This window comes from Shewanella putrefaciens (genome assembly GCF_016406305.1).
Taxonomy (GTDB): Bacteria; Pseudomonadota; Gammaproteobacteria; order Enterobacterales; family Shewanellaceae; genus Shewanella; species Shewanella putrefaciens_C.
Genome location: NZ_CP066369.1, coordinates 2,022,954 through 2,038,447, shown reverse-complemented (window position 1 = coordinate 2,038,447; position 15,494 = coordinate 2,022,954). Strand labels below are relative to the sequence as shown.

General features: G+C 45.6%; 11 protein-coding genes. 5 read left to right on the top strand and 6 right to left on the bottom strand.

Features of this window, described 5'->3' with window-relative positions:
* Positions 1-62: 62 nt before the first annotated feature.
* From JFT56_RS08805 to JFT56_RS08795, 3 genes are all read right to left on the bottom strand, one after another.
* Entirely contained in the window at positions 63-1,277 is a 1,215-nt protein-coding gene (locus tag JFT56_RS08805; RefSeq protein ID WP_198783250.1) for an RsmB/NOP family class I SAM-dependent RNA methyltransferase, read from the bottom strand.
* A 142-nt stretch (positions 1,278-1,419) separates the two neighbouring features.
* Complete coding sequence (locus JFT56_RS08800; protein ID WP_198783249.1) at positions 1,420-2,691, bottom strand: sugar MFS transporter; 1,272 nt, start codon at positions 2,689-2,691, stop codon at positions 1,420-1,422.
* A gap of 142 nt (positions 2,692-2,833) precedes the next feature.
* Complete coding sequence (locus tag JFT56_RS08795) at positions 2,834-4,456, bottom strand: alpha-glucosidase (protein ID WP_198783248.1); 1,623 nt, start codon at positions 4,454-4,456, stop codon at positions 2,834-2,836.
* Between the two features lie 506 nt (positions 4,457-4,962).
* Between JFT56_RS08795 and JFT56_RS08790 the strand changes: the two genes are divergently transcribed.
* The 5 genes from JFT56_RS08790 (at position 4,963) to JFT56_RS08770 (ending at position 13,041) form a co-directional block, all read left to right on the top strand.
* Positions 4,963-7,788: a TonB-dependent receptor gene (locus JFT56_RS08790; RefSeq protein WP_198783247.1), complete on the top strand. Its 2,826-nt coding sequence runs from the start codon at positions 4,963-4,965 to the stop codon at positions 7,786-7,788.
* A gap of 120 nt (positions 7,789-7,908) precedes the next feature.
* On the top strand, positions 7,909-9,876 hold the full coding sequence (locus JFT56_RS08785; protein WP_198783246.1) for a glycoside hydrolase family 13 protein: 1,968 nt from the start codon (positions 7,909-7,911) through the stop codon (positions 9,874-9,876).
* A gap of 96 nt (positions 9,877-9,972) precedes the next feature.
* Entirely contained in the window at positions 9,973-12,117 is a 2,145-nt protein-coding gene (locus JFT56_RS08780) for an alpha-amylase family protein (protein ID WP_198783245.1), read from the top strand.
* Positions 12,118-12,263: 146 nt separating this feature from the next.
* Entirely contained in the window at positions 12,264-12,647 is a 384-nt protein-coding gene (locus JFT56_RS08775; RefSeq protein WP_198783244.1) for a VOC family protein, read from the top strand.
* Positions 12,648-12,831: 184 nt separating this feature from the next.
* Positions 12,832-13,041 (top strand): hypothetical protein, encoded by a 210-nt coding sequence (locus JFT56_RS08770; RefSeq protein ID WP_198783243.1) that lies wholly within the window; start codon positions 12,832-12,834, stop codon positions 13,039-13,041.
* A gap of 459 nt (positions 13,042-13,500) precedes the next feature.
* On the opposite strand, the gene JFT56_RS08765 is transcribed toward JFT56_RS08770, so the two are convergent.
* The 3 genes from JFT56_RS08765 to JFT56_RS08755 form a co-directional block, all read right to left on the bottom strand.
* Complete coding sequence (locus JFT56_RS08765) at positions 13,501-13,899, bottom strand: hypothetical protein (RefSeq protein WP_115015596.1); 399 nt, start codon at positions 13,897-13,899, stop codon at positions 13,501-13,503.
* Between the two features lie 101 nt (positions 13,900-14,000).
* Positions 14,001-14,540, bottom strand: coding sequence for a hypothetical protein (locus JFT56_RS08760; RefSeq protein WP_198783242.1), 540 nt, complete (start codon positions 14,538-14,540; stop codon positions 14,001-14,003).
* A gap of 82 nt (positions 14,541-14,622) precedes the next feature.
* Positions 14,623-15,426: an HNH endonuclease signature motif containing protein gene (locus JFT56_RS08755; protein WP_198783241.1), complete on the bottom strand. Its 804-nt coding sequence runs from the start codon at positions 15,424-15,426 to the stop codon at positions 14,623-14,625.
* Between the last annotated feature and the right edge of the window lie 68 nt (positions 15,427-15,494).

Sequence of the window (15,494 nt, the reverse complement as noted above, 5' to 3'; positions counted from 1 at the left end):
GCACTAAGGCGCCCCAAAGCAACCTTTTAACTCAGGGAGTACGGGCTTTAGGGCGAAGGTGATTACTCTTGAATGCGTTCCAATTTTGCTAGATAAAAACCATCAAAGCCAGTATCCGCGGGGCTAATCGTTTCATCTTCAATTAAGCGAAAGTTTGGATTCTCAGCCAAAAATGCGTCTATTTGACCACGATTTTCACAGGGGAAGATTGAACAGGTGGCATAAACCACTATCCCACCCACTTTAACCATTCGGCTGTAGCTATTGAGAATGTGTTTTTGCAGGTCCATCAGTACCGGTAAACGCTCGGCAGTATCGCGCCATTTTGCATCGGGATTACGTTTCAGCACGCCTAATCCGGAGCATGGCACATCGAGCAGAACCCGATCTGCGGTCAATTTTAACCGTTTGATGGTCTTGCTACTGGCGATAAGGCGCGTCTCGACATTGTGGGCGCCATTGCGACGGGCACGTTCTTTGAGTTTATCGAGCTTCCATTGCTCCACATCCATGGCCAGCAAACGCCCTTTGCCCTGCATTTGCGCGGCAATATGTAAGGTTTTACCGCCGGCGCCGGCGCAGGCATCGATGACTCTCATGCCCGGTTTGGCATCTAGCGCTGCCGCAACCCGCTGTGAGCCCGCATCTTGCTGCTCAAACAAACCCTCTTTAAAACTGTTGGTACGGAACAACGCCGAGTCAGAGGTAACCTCGAGCGCAGAATCCACTTCAGGTACCACCAGCGTACTCACATATTCTGCGGCAAGTTTTTGGGCTAATTCTTCACGGGTCACTTTTAGGCCGTTAACCCGTAAAAAACGCTTTGGCGCCATGCTTAAAGCCGCCCGTTCCCTTTGCCATCCATCACCTAACTGCTCATGACCCATAGTATCGAGCCACTCGGGACAACCGTCCCACAGCACAGGTTTGCCTTTAGCTTGTTCGATACGCTCGGCAAGGCGGCTACTATCCACAGGCAATGAATACTGCATTTTAGGTAAATCAAGATTGTGAAATAAATGCCAAGCGTTCAGTAATTTAGAACCGAATCGCTCCATTTCATCTGGGCTAATTTCCGCGAGGAAACAGTAAAGATTCAAGCGGCGCAGAATATCTCCGGTCACCAGGGCGATCCGCGCCTGTTCGGCGGGCACGAGTTGCAACCCAGAAAAATGCTGAGAATAAGCCCGATCTAGGGGTTTTCCTTGGCTCAACACCATAGTTAAGATACTGATCACTAATTCGTTCGAGCTGGCAGAAAGCGGAGAATTCAACATTTAAAGGTCACCGTGAATGATAAAACCGGAGGATCATAGGAGGTCAAGCCCCAATACGCAAGCATACTGGCGCCTCGTTAAGGATAAAGCCATAAAAAAAGCGATCCTATGGATCGCTTTTTAGGTCAGGCCGTTTAACTCTCTACATTTTTGAGCCTTTGGCACCGTAGAACAAAATAAAACCGTAGCAGATCACTGGCAAAATAAAGGCCAGTTGAATACCCAAATTATCGGCCAGCACACCTTGAAGTAATGGCACAACCGCGCCGCCAACAATGGCCAAACACAAAATACCGCTCCCCTGTGACGTATGGGGCCCCAAATCCCGCAGCGCGAGACTAAAGATGGTTGGGAACATAATAGAGTTAAATAAGCCAACCCCCAAAATCGCCCACATGGCCACACTGCCACTGGTGGTCATAGCAATAACGACAAGTAACGCCGCCATGAGGGCATTAAAAGCGAGCACGGTTCCCGCCGGAATTTTTTGCATCACAGCCGAGCCAATAAACCGCCCTACCATAGCGCCGCCCCAATAATAGGCAATATAATGAGCCGCTTGTTCCTCTGGCATAGCGGCAATATGCGACTCACCTAAGAAGTTAACGAGGAAACTGCCGATCGACACTTCCGCCCCGACATAAACGAAGATGCCTACGGCACCCAGTACCAGGTGCGTACTCTGCAGTGCGCTCGTCTTGCCTAAGTGAGTCTGAGTTTCCCCCAACGCACCCTCGGTATGTTCACGAATAGTGGGTAAATTTAACTTAGCAAAAATGATGGCTAAAACCGCTAACGCCGCAGAGAGCAGCAAGTAAGGTAATTTCACCACTTCCGCTTCAGCATTGGCTTGGGCTAAATCCGCCGAAACCGATGCCGCAACGGATAAAATCAATATTGACCCAAAGAATGGCGCAACCGTCGTCCCCAAAGAGTTAAATGCTTGGGTTAAATTCAAACGACTCGAGGCGGTCTCGCTGCTCCCCAGCGCATTAACATAGGGGTTCGCCGCCACTTGGAGTATGGTGATCCCAGATGCGAGCACAAATAAGGCCGCAAGGAATAAACCGTAAGTCGCCAGTGTTGCCGCGGGATAAAACAGCGCACAACCTATACTGGCAATCACTAAACCTGTGACAATTCCCTTCTGGTAACCCAGCTTTTTCACTAAATTCCCCGCGGGGATAGACACCAGAAAATAAGCACCGAAGAAGCAAAACTGGATCAACATCGCCTGGGTATAGTTCAATGAAAATACCGCTTTAAGATGCGGGATCAGGATATCGTTTAAACAGGTGATAAAACCCCACATAAAAAACAGTGAAGTCAATGACACGAGTGCGAAACGATAGTTACCGTTTCCGGCATCGCTCACGCTGCTCGTGGGGCTACTAGTGTTAATTGATGACGCCATAATAGTACTCTCTATAATGTTTTTATTATCTATGGGGATAAATCGGCACTGCTTCCCATGCCCATTGGGCGTTTGTCGTACAAGGATAGGAGGTAAAGATCCCGTATCTATACCACCCCACCCAACTTAAGTTGAAACTTTTTTACTTTAACACCGCGTAATAGCAGGCAAATGCGGCAAACTTCAACATTTCTCCGGCTAATTGCGCGGTTTTCAACCCGTGCCCCGTGAGTTCCTGTTGTATCTCAAGCCCCGCCAGACTGAGCGTGGTATCTGCCGCCATAAGGTTAAAGCAGACCAACACGCGCTGTTGTCCTAAGCTGCGCACAAAAACCAATAACGGCTCGGGTGCATCGATAAATTGAATATCCCCCTCGATAAGCACAGGCTGGGATTTACGCCACGCAAGGAAGCGACGATAACCATTGAGCGTGGAATCTGGATTGGCTTCTTGCACATCTACGGCGAATTCTCGGTGGGCTGCGGCCACGGGCAACCAAGGCGATACCTGGCTAAAGCCACCGAAATCTTCATGCTGTTGCCAAGGCATAGGAGTACGGCAACCATCTCGCCCCTTAAACATTGGCCAGAAGGTTTTGCCGAAGGGGTCCTGCAGCTCATGGTATTCTATGGGCGCTTCGGTTAATCCCAGCTCTTCACCTTGGTAGCTACACACACTGCCACGCAGGGAACTGAGCATAGCATTGAGCATTTTGACGCAATCCGAATCGGGGATACCCTGCCCCCAACGGCTCGCCACCCGTTGCACATCATGGTTGCCTATTGCCCAGCAGGGCCAACCATCGCCGATACTGGCCTCTAATGCTTCGACCGTTTGGCGAATATAGGCAGCGCTATAATCCTCGGTTAACAGCTCAAAACTGTAGGCCATATGCAAACGATCTTCGCCCTTAGTGTAGGCGGCCATTACGGCGAGCGAGTCTTCGGCGGACACTTCACCTAAGGTAACGGCACCGGGATAGCGGTTGATAAGCTTACGCAGATCTTCAATAAACTGAATAGTTTGTGGTCGGTCATTATTGTAATAATGATATTGATAGGCGTAAGGATTATCTTCACTAAAACCTCGGCCCTGACGTTTATCCTTAGGCTTGGCAGGATTATCCCTGAGCTGCTCATCGTGATAACAGAAGGTAATCGCATCTAAGCGGAAACCATCGACGCCCTTTTTAAGCCAGAACTCGACATTATCCAGCACAGCTTGGCGCACCTGCGGGTTATGGAAATTAATATCGGGTTGGCTACGCAGGAAGTTATGTAAATAGTATTGTTGTCTGCGCGGCTCCCACTCCCAGGCACAGCCACCGAAAATGGCTAACCAGTTGTTAGGGGCGGTACCGTCGTCCTTAGGATCGGCCCATACATACCAGTCTGCCTTGGGATTGCTCCGGCTTTCTCTACTCTCGATAAACCAAGCATGCTGATCTGAGGTGTGGCTTAGCACTTGATCGATAATGACCTTAATCCCACGTTGATGCGCTTTTTCAATCAGTTCATCAAAATCCTGCATCGAACCAAAGAGCGGATCCACTTCGCGATAATCACTGATATCGTAACCAAAGTCCGCCATCGGCGATTTAAAGAAAGGCGAAATCCAAATGGCATCGACATTCAGGCTAGCAATGTAATCTAACTTAGTAATAATACCGCGCAAATCGCCGACACCATCGCCATTGGTATCCAAAAGGCTGCGTGGGTAGATTTGATAGATCACGGCTCCACGCCACCAAGTTAACTCACTCATTGTTGCCCCTTTATCATTATTCTTCAGCGAGCTAACCCAGAAAGACTCATATCAACAGTTACGGCATTGTTACTGTAGAGTAAAGGCGCTGCGACTTTATTTTGTGACACCGAGCATACGTGAAGAGGGAAATAAGGTTCAATACACCTGCATACGTATGCAATGCCGAGCACCGAAAAGCCCACAAAACCCATATAAATTTAGCCTATAATTAACAATGATTTATGTGATAAATTTTTCTATTCCACCAGCGCATTTATTGCCCTAAAGCGGCCGTTTACGGAGCCGAAGGCGGATTGAATACGTATGCACAATATTGTGACAGCGAGAAACTCGGGAGTAGTATCTTCACCGTTGCATAACAATTTGGTCATAAACGCAGCACTTATGCAGTCAATTAAGCGCCGAGATACCAAAAAAGGCCGCATAGATAACGCGGTGATAACGATAAAACGCTCTATAAAAGCGATAAAAGCGATAAAAGCGACTTCAAGGGGAAGAAAGATATGATGCGATTTAAACCCAGTTTGCTGACCTTAGCGCTCGTCGCTGCAGGTGCTAGCATGCATTCCTACGCCGCAGATGCAGTGGCAGATAAAGAGGCTAAGGCAAAAGAAGCTGAAATTGAAGTAATTGAAGTTAAAGGCTTTAGAACCAGTGTTATCAAATCGCTCAATGATAAACGATTTGGTGATACTGTCTCGGAATCTATCTCAGCCGATGATCTTGGTGCACTACCCGATCAATCCATCGCCGATGCTCTAACGCGCTTACCCGGTGTGACTGCGGTGAGAACAGGCGGTCAAGCCAGTGGTCTGAATATTCGTGGCCTAGATGGTGATTTTGTATTCGCAACTCTCAATGGACATGAACAAGTCACAACGGGTGGCAAACGCGCCATTGAGTTTGATCAATACCCATCTGAATTAATTAGCCAAGCTGCCGTCTATAAAACACCAAAAGCATCACTCATTGAAGGTGGCGTTGCTGGTACTGTGGAATTAAAAACTGCAGACCCTCTTAAAAGTGATAAAGACCAATCATTTAACATCAATGCCCGCGGTAGTTTCAATGACAGAGCCGATGAAATTTCCGACGCCGAGCAATATGGCAATCGCCTAAGTTTTGCTTATCAAGGTAAGTTTCTGGAAGACACGCTTGGGGTCGCTCTCGGCTATGCGCACTTGTATCAACCTTATGTCGCTAGCCAATTCATCGGCTTACGTTTTAATGATGATAAAAAAGATGTCGACGGTGATGGCACCACTGAATCAATCAGTGAAGGTTTTGAAATGCAGCAAAAAGGGGGGGATGATACCCGTGATGGCTACATGGCTGCGATCCATTGGCAGCCTGTCGATAGTCTGAGCGTCAAGGGCGATCTATTCCATTCAAAGTTCACTTCTGAAAACTTTGCCCGTGGTTTCCGTGTTAAGTCATTGAAGAATGGCACTATCAGTGATGCCGTTGTCGAAAATGGATCAATGACAGGTGGTACTGTTTCTGTAGCTACCGATAGTACTGATGATTTTTCTATTTTCGTTATCAACGATAACGACTCTAAGTATTCCGAACTCACATCGGGTTCAGTCAATGTCGAGTGGAACAATGGCGGTGCACTAACCGTCGCTGCTGATGTGAGCTATTCAAAAGCCGATGGCGAGTTTGTCAACGGCGGCACCCGCGCCATATTGTACGATGACATTGGTAATGAAGTTCGTTCGGCAGAATCCGTTACGTATCAACTCAATGGCTTAAGTCCTGCGGATGTCAGCTTTACCAACGACTATACCGATACCGCCACTCTGGGTCTAAAACAAGTGGGTATGTGGCCCTATAATCAGCAAAATGATCTTGTCGCCTATAAATTAGACTTTAACTATGTTTTAGACACCAGCTTTATTTCTTCAGTTGATTTTGGTGTGCGCTATGCTGAGCGCGAGTTTAACGCTCAACGCTCACAAGCAGGCTACGGTTTTGAATATGATCCAAATCCAAGTAACCAACCAGCTCTAACGCTCAACAGCGATATGGCTAAAGTGGTTGATTTTGGTGGAGAGCTCTCTGGCTACCCTAGTTTCCTTGCAATTGACTTTGATAAAGCGCTTGAACTTGTTAACGCACAATTGGCAGCAACGGGTCAATCACCCTTTACCCCAACGGCAAATTGGGATAACAACTGGACAATGATCCAAAGTGGTTCGGTGAATGAAGACGTACTAGCGGGTTATGTTCAAGGTAATCTTGATTTTGACTTAGGCGATATTAAAGTCACAGGTAACCTGGGTGTGCGTGTTGTTCACACAGACCAAAGCAGTAAAGGTCTACAACAAGTTGGCTATGGTCTAGGCGAAGCGATTACCGATGAGTTGGGTGTCGTGAGCACGGATTATATCCGCAATGAAGTTGGTCAAACCTATACCGATTATCTGCCATCACTCAACTTAACCTTCCACCTGACTGAAAACGATCAACTGCGTTTTGCTGCAGCATCAGTGATGTCACGTCCTCCGATTAACAAATTAAAGTCTGGTATGGGGTCTTGGTACGATAATGCCTCCACAGAAGGATATAAAAAGTACAATGCGTGGGGTAATACCAGTCCGCTATTAGATCCTTTCTATGCGGATCAATATGACTTGTCCTACGAGCACTACTTTGAAGAATCTGAAGGTGCGGTCGTTGTAGCCTTGTTCTACAAAGATATTAAATCTTTCATTAACGACTTTACTATTCAACCTTATGACTTTGAAGGTAATGGATTTATTGTTCCCGATACTATTGTTGATAATGGCGTAGAATTCCCTGTTGTGAAGGATGAAGGTCAATATCAAACTGCGATCAACAACGACAATGGCGGTTATATTCGTGGTATCGAATTGGGTTATACCCAAGTGTTTGATTTCCTTCCATCACCATTGAGTGGTCTTGGTTTTACTGGTAGTTACTCCTATTCAGACAGTGAAGTGGAATTTACTACCGACTTAAGTGGATCAAACTTAACCATTCCATTGCCAGGTCTATCAGAAGATGTATTGAATACAACCTTATTTTATACATTGGACGGATTCGATACCCGCGTGAGCATGAGATATCGCAGTGGTTATGTATCGGAGCAAGTTGCAGTTGAGTCACAACTCGCCTTCTTCGATGCTGAAACAATTGTGGATTATCAAGCATCATATGCACTGGAAAATGGGCTTAAGTTTTTATTCCAAATTAATAACTTAACCGATGAGCCAAGCAAAACCTATTTTGGTGAAGAACACCAAACAGGCACTATTCAATACTTCGGTAGACAGTATTTCCTAGGTTTTAGTTATTCTCTGTAAGTCATTATGAATAAAGCCTGCTTCAATTTAGAAGCAGGCTTTTGCTTATTTAGATTTCAGCTATTTTAAAATTCATCATGCCAGCGAATTTTACATACCTATCTTTAAAAGGCTTACATTATGATCCGTCAATATTGGCTAATAGCGTTTTACTTCTGTTTGGTTTGCTCTTCATTTAATACGGCCTATGCAAACACCTTAGAGCCGAATATATCATCGAATGTAAAACTTGAACCCGCTTTCTGGTGGGCGGGGATGCAAAATCCTGTGTTGCAATTGATGCTCTATAGCCGCGATTTACCAAGCTCACCCCAGCAGCTTAGGGTGGATATCCAAGGGAAAGGTATTACGCTAAAAAGCCTTGAACACACTGATAATCCTCACTATCTCTTTATCAATTTAGATCTGAGCCAAGCTGAGCCACAAACCTTTGAGTTGCTGATTTCCAACACCCAATCCGGCGCAACAAATCCAAAAACTCTCTATCGCCTACCCTATACCCTGCAAGCTCGGGCACCTGGCAGCCGTGAGCGCCAAGGATTTAGCAATAAGGATGTGATTTACCTTATCACCCCAGATAGATTCGCCAATGGTAATCCCACTAACGATAATCAAGCGAATATGCTGGAGCGCACCGCGCCCGATAACGCCGATGGCCGCCATGGTGGTGACATTGCAGGGATAAACCAGCACTTAGATTATCTGGCAAAACTTGGGGTGACTCAGTTATGGATAAACCCATTACTTGAAAATAATCAGGCGCAATATTCCTACCACGGTTACTCGATTACCGATTTATACCACGTCGATCCCCGCTTTGGGAGCAACGAGGATTATCAAGCCCTGGTCGCTAAGGCCAAAAAACTTGGCATTGGCGTGATTATGGACGTTGTAGTCAACCATATTGGCTCAAACCATTGGTGGCTTAAGGATTTACCCAGTAAAGATTGGTTAAACAATCCTGCAATTGAGAATACGCCCCGCTATACCAGCCATAGACGCACCACAGTGCAAGATCCCTACGCCGCTGCGCAGGATAAGGCCGACTTTGTCGACGGCTGGTTTACCGACACTATGCCGGATCTGAATCAAGGTAATCCCAAACTTGCCACCTATCTTATTCAAAACAGTCTTTGGTGGGTGGAGTACGCAGGGCTGTCGGGGATCCGCGAAGATACTTATTCCTACGCCGACAAAGACTTTTTGGCTAAATGGTCTAAGGCCGTGATGGAGGAATACCCGAATTTTAATATTGTCGGCGAGGAATGGACCGCCAATCCCATTACCGTGTCCTACTGGCAGAAGGGAAAAATCAATCCCGATGGTTATACCTCAGACTTACCCAGTTTGATGGATTTCCCGCTGTATGAAAAATTGATCGCCAGCCTCAATGAACCAGAGGGCTGGGATACAGGTTTTATCAAGCTTTACAAGATGTTAGCCAACGATGTGGTTTATCCGTCACCCAGTAGGCTAGTGCTATTTGAAGGCAATCACGACACCAATCGGCTCTTTAGTTTAGTGAACGAAAATATCGACTTGTACAAGATGGCACTCACCTATGTGCTTACGGCCAAACGTATTCCACAGTTGTTTTATGGCACCGAAGTGTTAATGACTAGTCCGAAAGAAGGCCGTCACGACGGTGTGGTGCGTAGCGACTTCCCCGGCGGATTTGCCAACAGCAAAGTGAGTGGTTTTAGCGGCCAAGGCTTAACGCTTGCACAATCACAGGCGCAGGAATTTGTTCGTACCTTACTCAACTACCGTAAACACTCCCCTGCGCTGCAATCGGGTGATTTACTGCATTTTGTACCGCAGGATGGCGTATATGTACAATTTAGATGCCTTGCGAATAACGCCGCCCCAACAAAACAGCATGCCTGTCACCAAGCGGATGCGGATAAAGTGATGGTGATCTACCACAAGAATGATCAGCCGCAGCAGCTTGATTTATCACGCTTTAAAAGCGTACTCGGTAACAGTGCCGCGGCAATGTCGATATTAACTGGCGATAAGGTCAAGCTTAATCAACCGCTTAATCTGCCTCATGCTGGAATAATGCTGCTCGAGATTAATAACGACTAATTAAGACTTAAGAGTGCACTGTTAATGATGAACTTGGCTGCTATGCAATAGTTTAGCAGCCTGATTTGACAGCAAATCGTATACAAGGATCTCACATTGAATTTTCCATTATCGCGGATCACACGCCGCAGTTATCTTTGGTCGCAAGCTTTAACCCTGTTGGCCTTAACGGGCTTTGCAAACAATTGTGTTGCGGCCAGTAGTGTTGCGGCCAGTGCTTTTGAGGCCAACAGTTTTATCAGCAATAGCTTTGCAAGCAATAATAGCCCCGCCTCGCTTGATACCGCTCAAACAACATCGTCAAAGCTTGCAGCAAAAGCCAATGATGGGGCCGTTCAAGAAGCCAACGCCTTGAAACCTGTGGTTTATCAGATTTTTACCCGCCTCTATGGCAATAAGAATCAAACCAATAAACCTTGGGGTACCATTAGCGAAAACGGTGTGGGGAAATTTAATGACATTGACGATATCGCACTTAATAGTATCAAAGAGTTAGGCGTCACCCATGTGTGGTATACGGGGGTGCCCCACCATGCTCTGATTGGGGATTACAGTGCCATCGGAGTTAGTGCGGACGATCCCGATGTGGTCAAAGGCCGCGCGGGCTCGCCCTATGCGGTAAAGGATTATTACAACGTCAATCCCGATCTGGCCGTGGATCCCGCTAAGCGTTTAGAGGAGTTTCAAGCGCTGATTAAGCGTACCCATCAGCAAGGGTTAAAGGTGATTATCGATATAGTGCCCAACCATGTGGCCCGTCATTATCACTCGGTCAGCAAACCCGAGGGAGTCCGTGATTTTGGCGTGGATGATAATCAAACACTTGAATATGCAAAACATAATAACTTTTACTATGTGATAGAAAACCATCAGTCTCAGAAGCATCAGCCTCAAAACCATCAGGCCCATGGCTTTCAAGTGCCTGACTTACCGGAAAACCTAAAACCCTTAGGGGGCGAACATCATCCCTTAAGCGATGGCCAATTTAAGGAATTCCCCGCGAAATGGACGGGCAATGGCTCACGCCTCGCTAAACCCGATATTAATGATTGGTATGAGACAGTTAAAATCAATTACGGTGTGCGTCCCGATGGCACACAGGATTTTCCGAGTCTGCCGCCACGCTATGCCAAACTCGGCGCCGAGCAGCACTATGCTTTTTGGCAGCAACAAACGAGTGAATTACCCAACTCTTGGATCAAGTTCAATCAAATTGCCCAATATTGGCTGGCTTTAGGGGTGGATGGTTTTCGCTACGATATGGCCGAAATGGTGCCAGTCGAATTTTGGAGCTATTTAAATAGTCATATAAAACATAGCCATCCCGAAGCCTTTATTCTGGCCGAAGTCTATAACCCAGCGCTATACCGCGATTATATTCAGCTTGGCAAAATGGATTATCTGTACGACAAAGTGGATCTTTACGACACCCTTAAAGCTGTGATGGCGGGTAAAAAAAGCACAGCAAATATTGCCGCTGATCAGGCCAAGGTTGAAGATATTGAATCCCACATGCTGCACTTTTTAGAAAACCATGATGAGCAACGTATTGGTAATGCAGCATTTTTAGGTTCACTCAACGCCAATACGCCAGTGAATACTGAGGCAGTAGATCCCCATTACGCTCTGCCCGCCATGGTGGTATCAGCCACGATTGGCACATCACCGACCTTAGTGTATTTCGGCCAGGAAGTCGGCGAAGCCGCAAGCCAAGATCTCGGTTTTGGCCGCGCCTCCCGTAGCAGTATCTTTGATTATGCTGGCGTACCCGCTCACCAACGCTGGATGAATGAAGGCAAGTTTGATGGCGGCCAATCAACGGCGCAGGAAAAATCCCTGCGGACGTACTATCAAAAACTGCTTAACTTAAGCACGGGCCGAACGGCGCCGGCACTTTTAGGTCAGTACTACTCGCTCGATGCCGCGAATCGTAGCCCTACTGAACCCGCAACGGGTTATGATGACAGCACCTTCGCCTTTGTGCGCTTTGAGGCAAATACTGCCGATAAATCGAGCCAAAAGCTGATTATTGTCAGTAACTTTAGCCAAACCGACGCAAAACCATTATCCCTTAAACTGCCAAGACAACTTATTGCACAATGGCAGTTAACGGACGCTGCCTATTCACTTAAGGATTTGCTTGAAGATCATTCGGCACAGTTGGTCATCAAACAAGGTGAAGGGCAAGTTCAACTGCAACTCGCGCCGCTGTCTTCGGCCATATTTGAGCTAAAAGATTAAACGAGCGAGCAAATTAGACGAGCTAAAAAAGTGAAATCGACCGATAGCGTCACACTAAGCTGTGACGCGCTCTTTTTCTAAGCGTTATACTCTCAAACCCATTTAAAAAGCATGTCAAAGCCATTTAAAAACCATAGAGGAAAGCGATGTTACTCGGCATTCACCATGCTGCGATTATTTGCAGTGACTATGAAAAATCGAAATATTTTTATGTGACCATTCTCGGACTTACCGTACTGGCAGAGCATTATCGTGAAGCGCGCCAGTCCTACAAACTCGATTTGCAACTACCCGATAAGAGCCAAATTGAGTTGTTTTCATTCGACAATCCACCCAAACGACCTAGCTATCCCGAAGCCTGCGGCCTTAGGCATCTCGCCTTTCGCGTCGCATCTATTGAAACTTCGATTAAGCACCTAACTGCCCATCATATCGCCGTCGAGCCCGTCCGCATTGACGAATACACAGGTAAAAAATTCACCTTCTTTAGCGATCCCGACGGCTTACCCTTAGAGTTATATGAGCTATAGCACGAGTGAAATAAGGCAACATCGCAGCGAATAAGATAAATAAAGCTTAATTACGCCATGGGATATTTAGCAGTAGACTCAACCAAGCGACACTGCCGCTTAACCAATAGTTTACAATCGATTGACCAATTTGACGCTGTGATAAGGTCAGCGCTTATCAAGGTTAACCACTGAGGAACTCAAGATGTTTGATAATCCAGCATTATTAGTATGGAGTTTAGTCTTTAGCCTCTTTGGTCTTGGCTTTTTCACCTACGGCAAACGCCAAGCCGCCCCCATCCCTCTGGTCGTCGGCCTCACCCTGATGATTTACCCTTATTTTGTCACCAATCTCGCGCTACTTATCGCCATCGGCATCGCCCTTATCGCACTCCCTTATTTTGTTAGAATATGATTTTAATACATGAAGCTCTAAAAACTAGGAATACGTTGAGATAAGAAAAGATAAAATTTTTGAGTGACGGGCAAACATGCTGTTCCTACGAATTAGTAAGCCATGGCATTTACTCGACGACCCGCAGCGAGTCCATCCTTGGATGCTCGACCGCCCCGTCCGTGGGGCGGACGGTCGTCTCGCTAATCACCATGGCTCACCTGTTTAGCAGCAGCGTAATCTGTATGTTTTAAAGAAAATATGTGTCTCGCTTTGGGATATTTTCGAGTTAAAGCATTAACTCTAACTCGTCAGTTTCGGATAAAATTTTCTATGGGGTAACGTCGTGTTAAGGGTGGGGAATAATGCTACCATCCAACCTAACCCATTGCGTCACATACACTAAAACTGAATCAAATCCTAAATACCAAGCGTTGAGGTTCCCACTTAAACGTCTTGTTAACCTTGTACTCACGTGAGCTACAATTCACCTGATTCTTTTAATTTTTCTATGCCGTCTCGCAAGCTCTTTGCTGACAAATGAATTGCGTGTTTGGAAATATTTGCGCATCGATTCTTCAATTGAGCAGCCTCACTTTCGGATGACTGCTCTACAACTTCTTGAATAATGATATAGTCCAATACCTTCTTAGCTCCCCATTTTGACCAAGACATGCTTTCTTCTAATTCCTGTACAGATTTGGATAATGAATAATAGGAAGCCATGTACGAATCATCATCCATGTTAGATTTATCATAAAACATGCAAAAAGTAGCATTTCGATAATACGAGATAGATTCTTTAAACAGGTTTTCGACATCATTAGCAAATGTTAACTGACTAAAAGACAACCCCACAACCAATATTACTTTTTTCATTCTTACCTTCTAAATATATGGTGGTATTTCGTTGAATCTAGCCATATGAAGAAAAGACTATGGCATCCAAGCCCAACATGTTGGATTATTAAATGTGTTTGTTAATGACCCTTACCCGAAATGAGTCGGCTTAACCTGTCTGTAACGGCCTCGCTAATTTTAGCTATAGCTTCAGACGGTATATGAAGAGCTGGCTCTTCACTGGACTCTGTTGCTGTAGCACTTCTCAATAAAGTACCTCTAACAGTCTCTGGCAGTTCTGAGTTTTGTGCAGCACGAATTTTAGTTAGAGATATAAGCTCTTGCTGATGCAAAGAAATTTCTTTCAAGTGAAATCTTAACTGCCCAAAATAAACAAGAAGCCTCGCGACACACATCGCAATGACCATAAACCCTAAGTTACTGCTATTGGCAGGAGACGACATTGAGGTTGGAGCGGAGTCCATCGTTTTAATTCCAGCGCTAGCAGCGTACTTCATTATGTCTGCAAGGTTTTTAACTTGCGTATCAAGCATTGAGTAGATGAATAGAAACAAAATTGCAGCAAGCATAATCAATAACCACATAGCCCAATTGATTTGGCTAACTCTTTTTTGATGGTATTTGATCGAGTCTTTAATTTCTTTAATCGAATCCTGCATAGAACCTTCCATAGGTAATTAACGCTAGCATTTACGACTGGTTTGAAGCACAGCGGAAAACCAGTACAACAACATGCGCTTGTTAAACTTTTTGACCCTGCCATCGCTTTGGCCAGCCTCTCCAATCAAATGAATCATCGTAGCCAACCAACGCCATAACCATATCCTCAATCATTTTTTCAATATCACTCATTACACTGCCGCCGACCGTCACATTAACTATTGTTCCGCCAGTTCCTGGGCCATGAGGTTCTGCAATAGTCCTATGCCACTGAAACCTTGAGGAAATGATCTCAGAAAAGTATTGTTGCGGCGATAACTCACCGAATTGTTCTGGAGAATAGTAGTTTGAAAGAGTAACCAATACGCCAGTTAAGCTATCAATATAATCATAATTGGCCTGTACTATCGTCGCAGTTACACCAGTGTCCCATTTGTGCTGTGCTTGAGATAGCAACGCCACCTTAAAACTAGGCAAAGAGTTTATATAATCCATTGGTGGATCTTTTAACTCAGTAGGTGGATGCACCTTAAAAGTGCTCTTTTCTACTTGTTGGCTTATGCTCACATCTCCAACTTGTCTGCTTACAGCCATTTCATCAGCAATTTTTCTTCTTTCAGAGACCCTTTCAATCCATTCGTCGCGGTATTTTATTACTAAAGGAGCATTTAGCTTTCTGCCGAAGCCACCTTTTAGCTGCGTATCATTGTGGCACTCAAGACAAAGCACAGACAAATTTTCGAATAAATTATTGCTAGGGTCTTCATCAATATGATGAATTTGAACAGCCTTGCCTCGCTCTCTGCATACACAGCAAGTTCGATCCGATGAAAACATTACATCGGCGGTAATATCATTAGAAATTGGCACTCGGATCTTAGTCATGACTACCTTGAACATTTAACTGTTTATTAGTACGCATGCGCGTTTATCTAGTTTAGTTGCATCAGAGA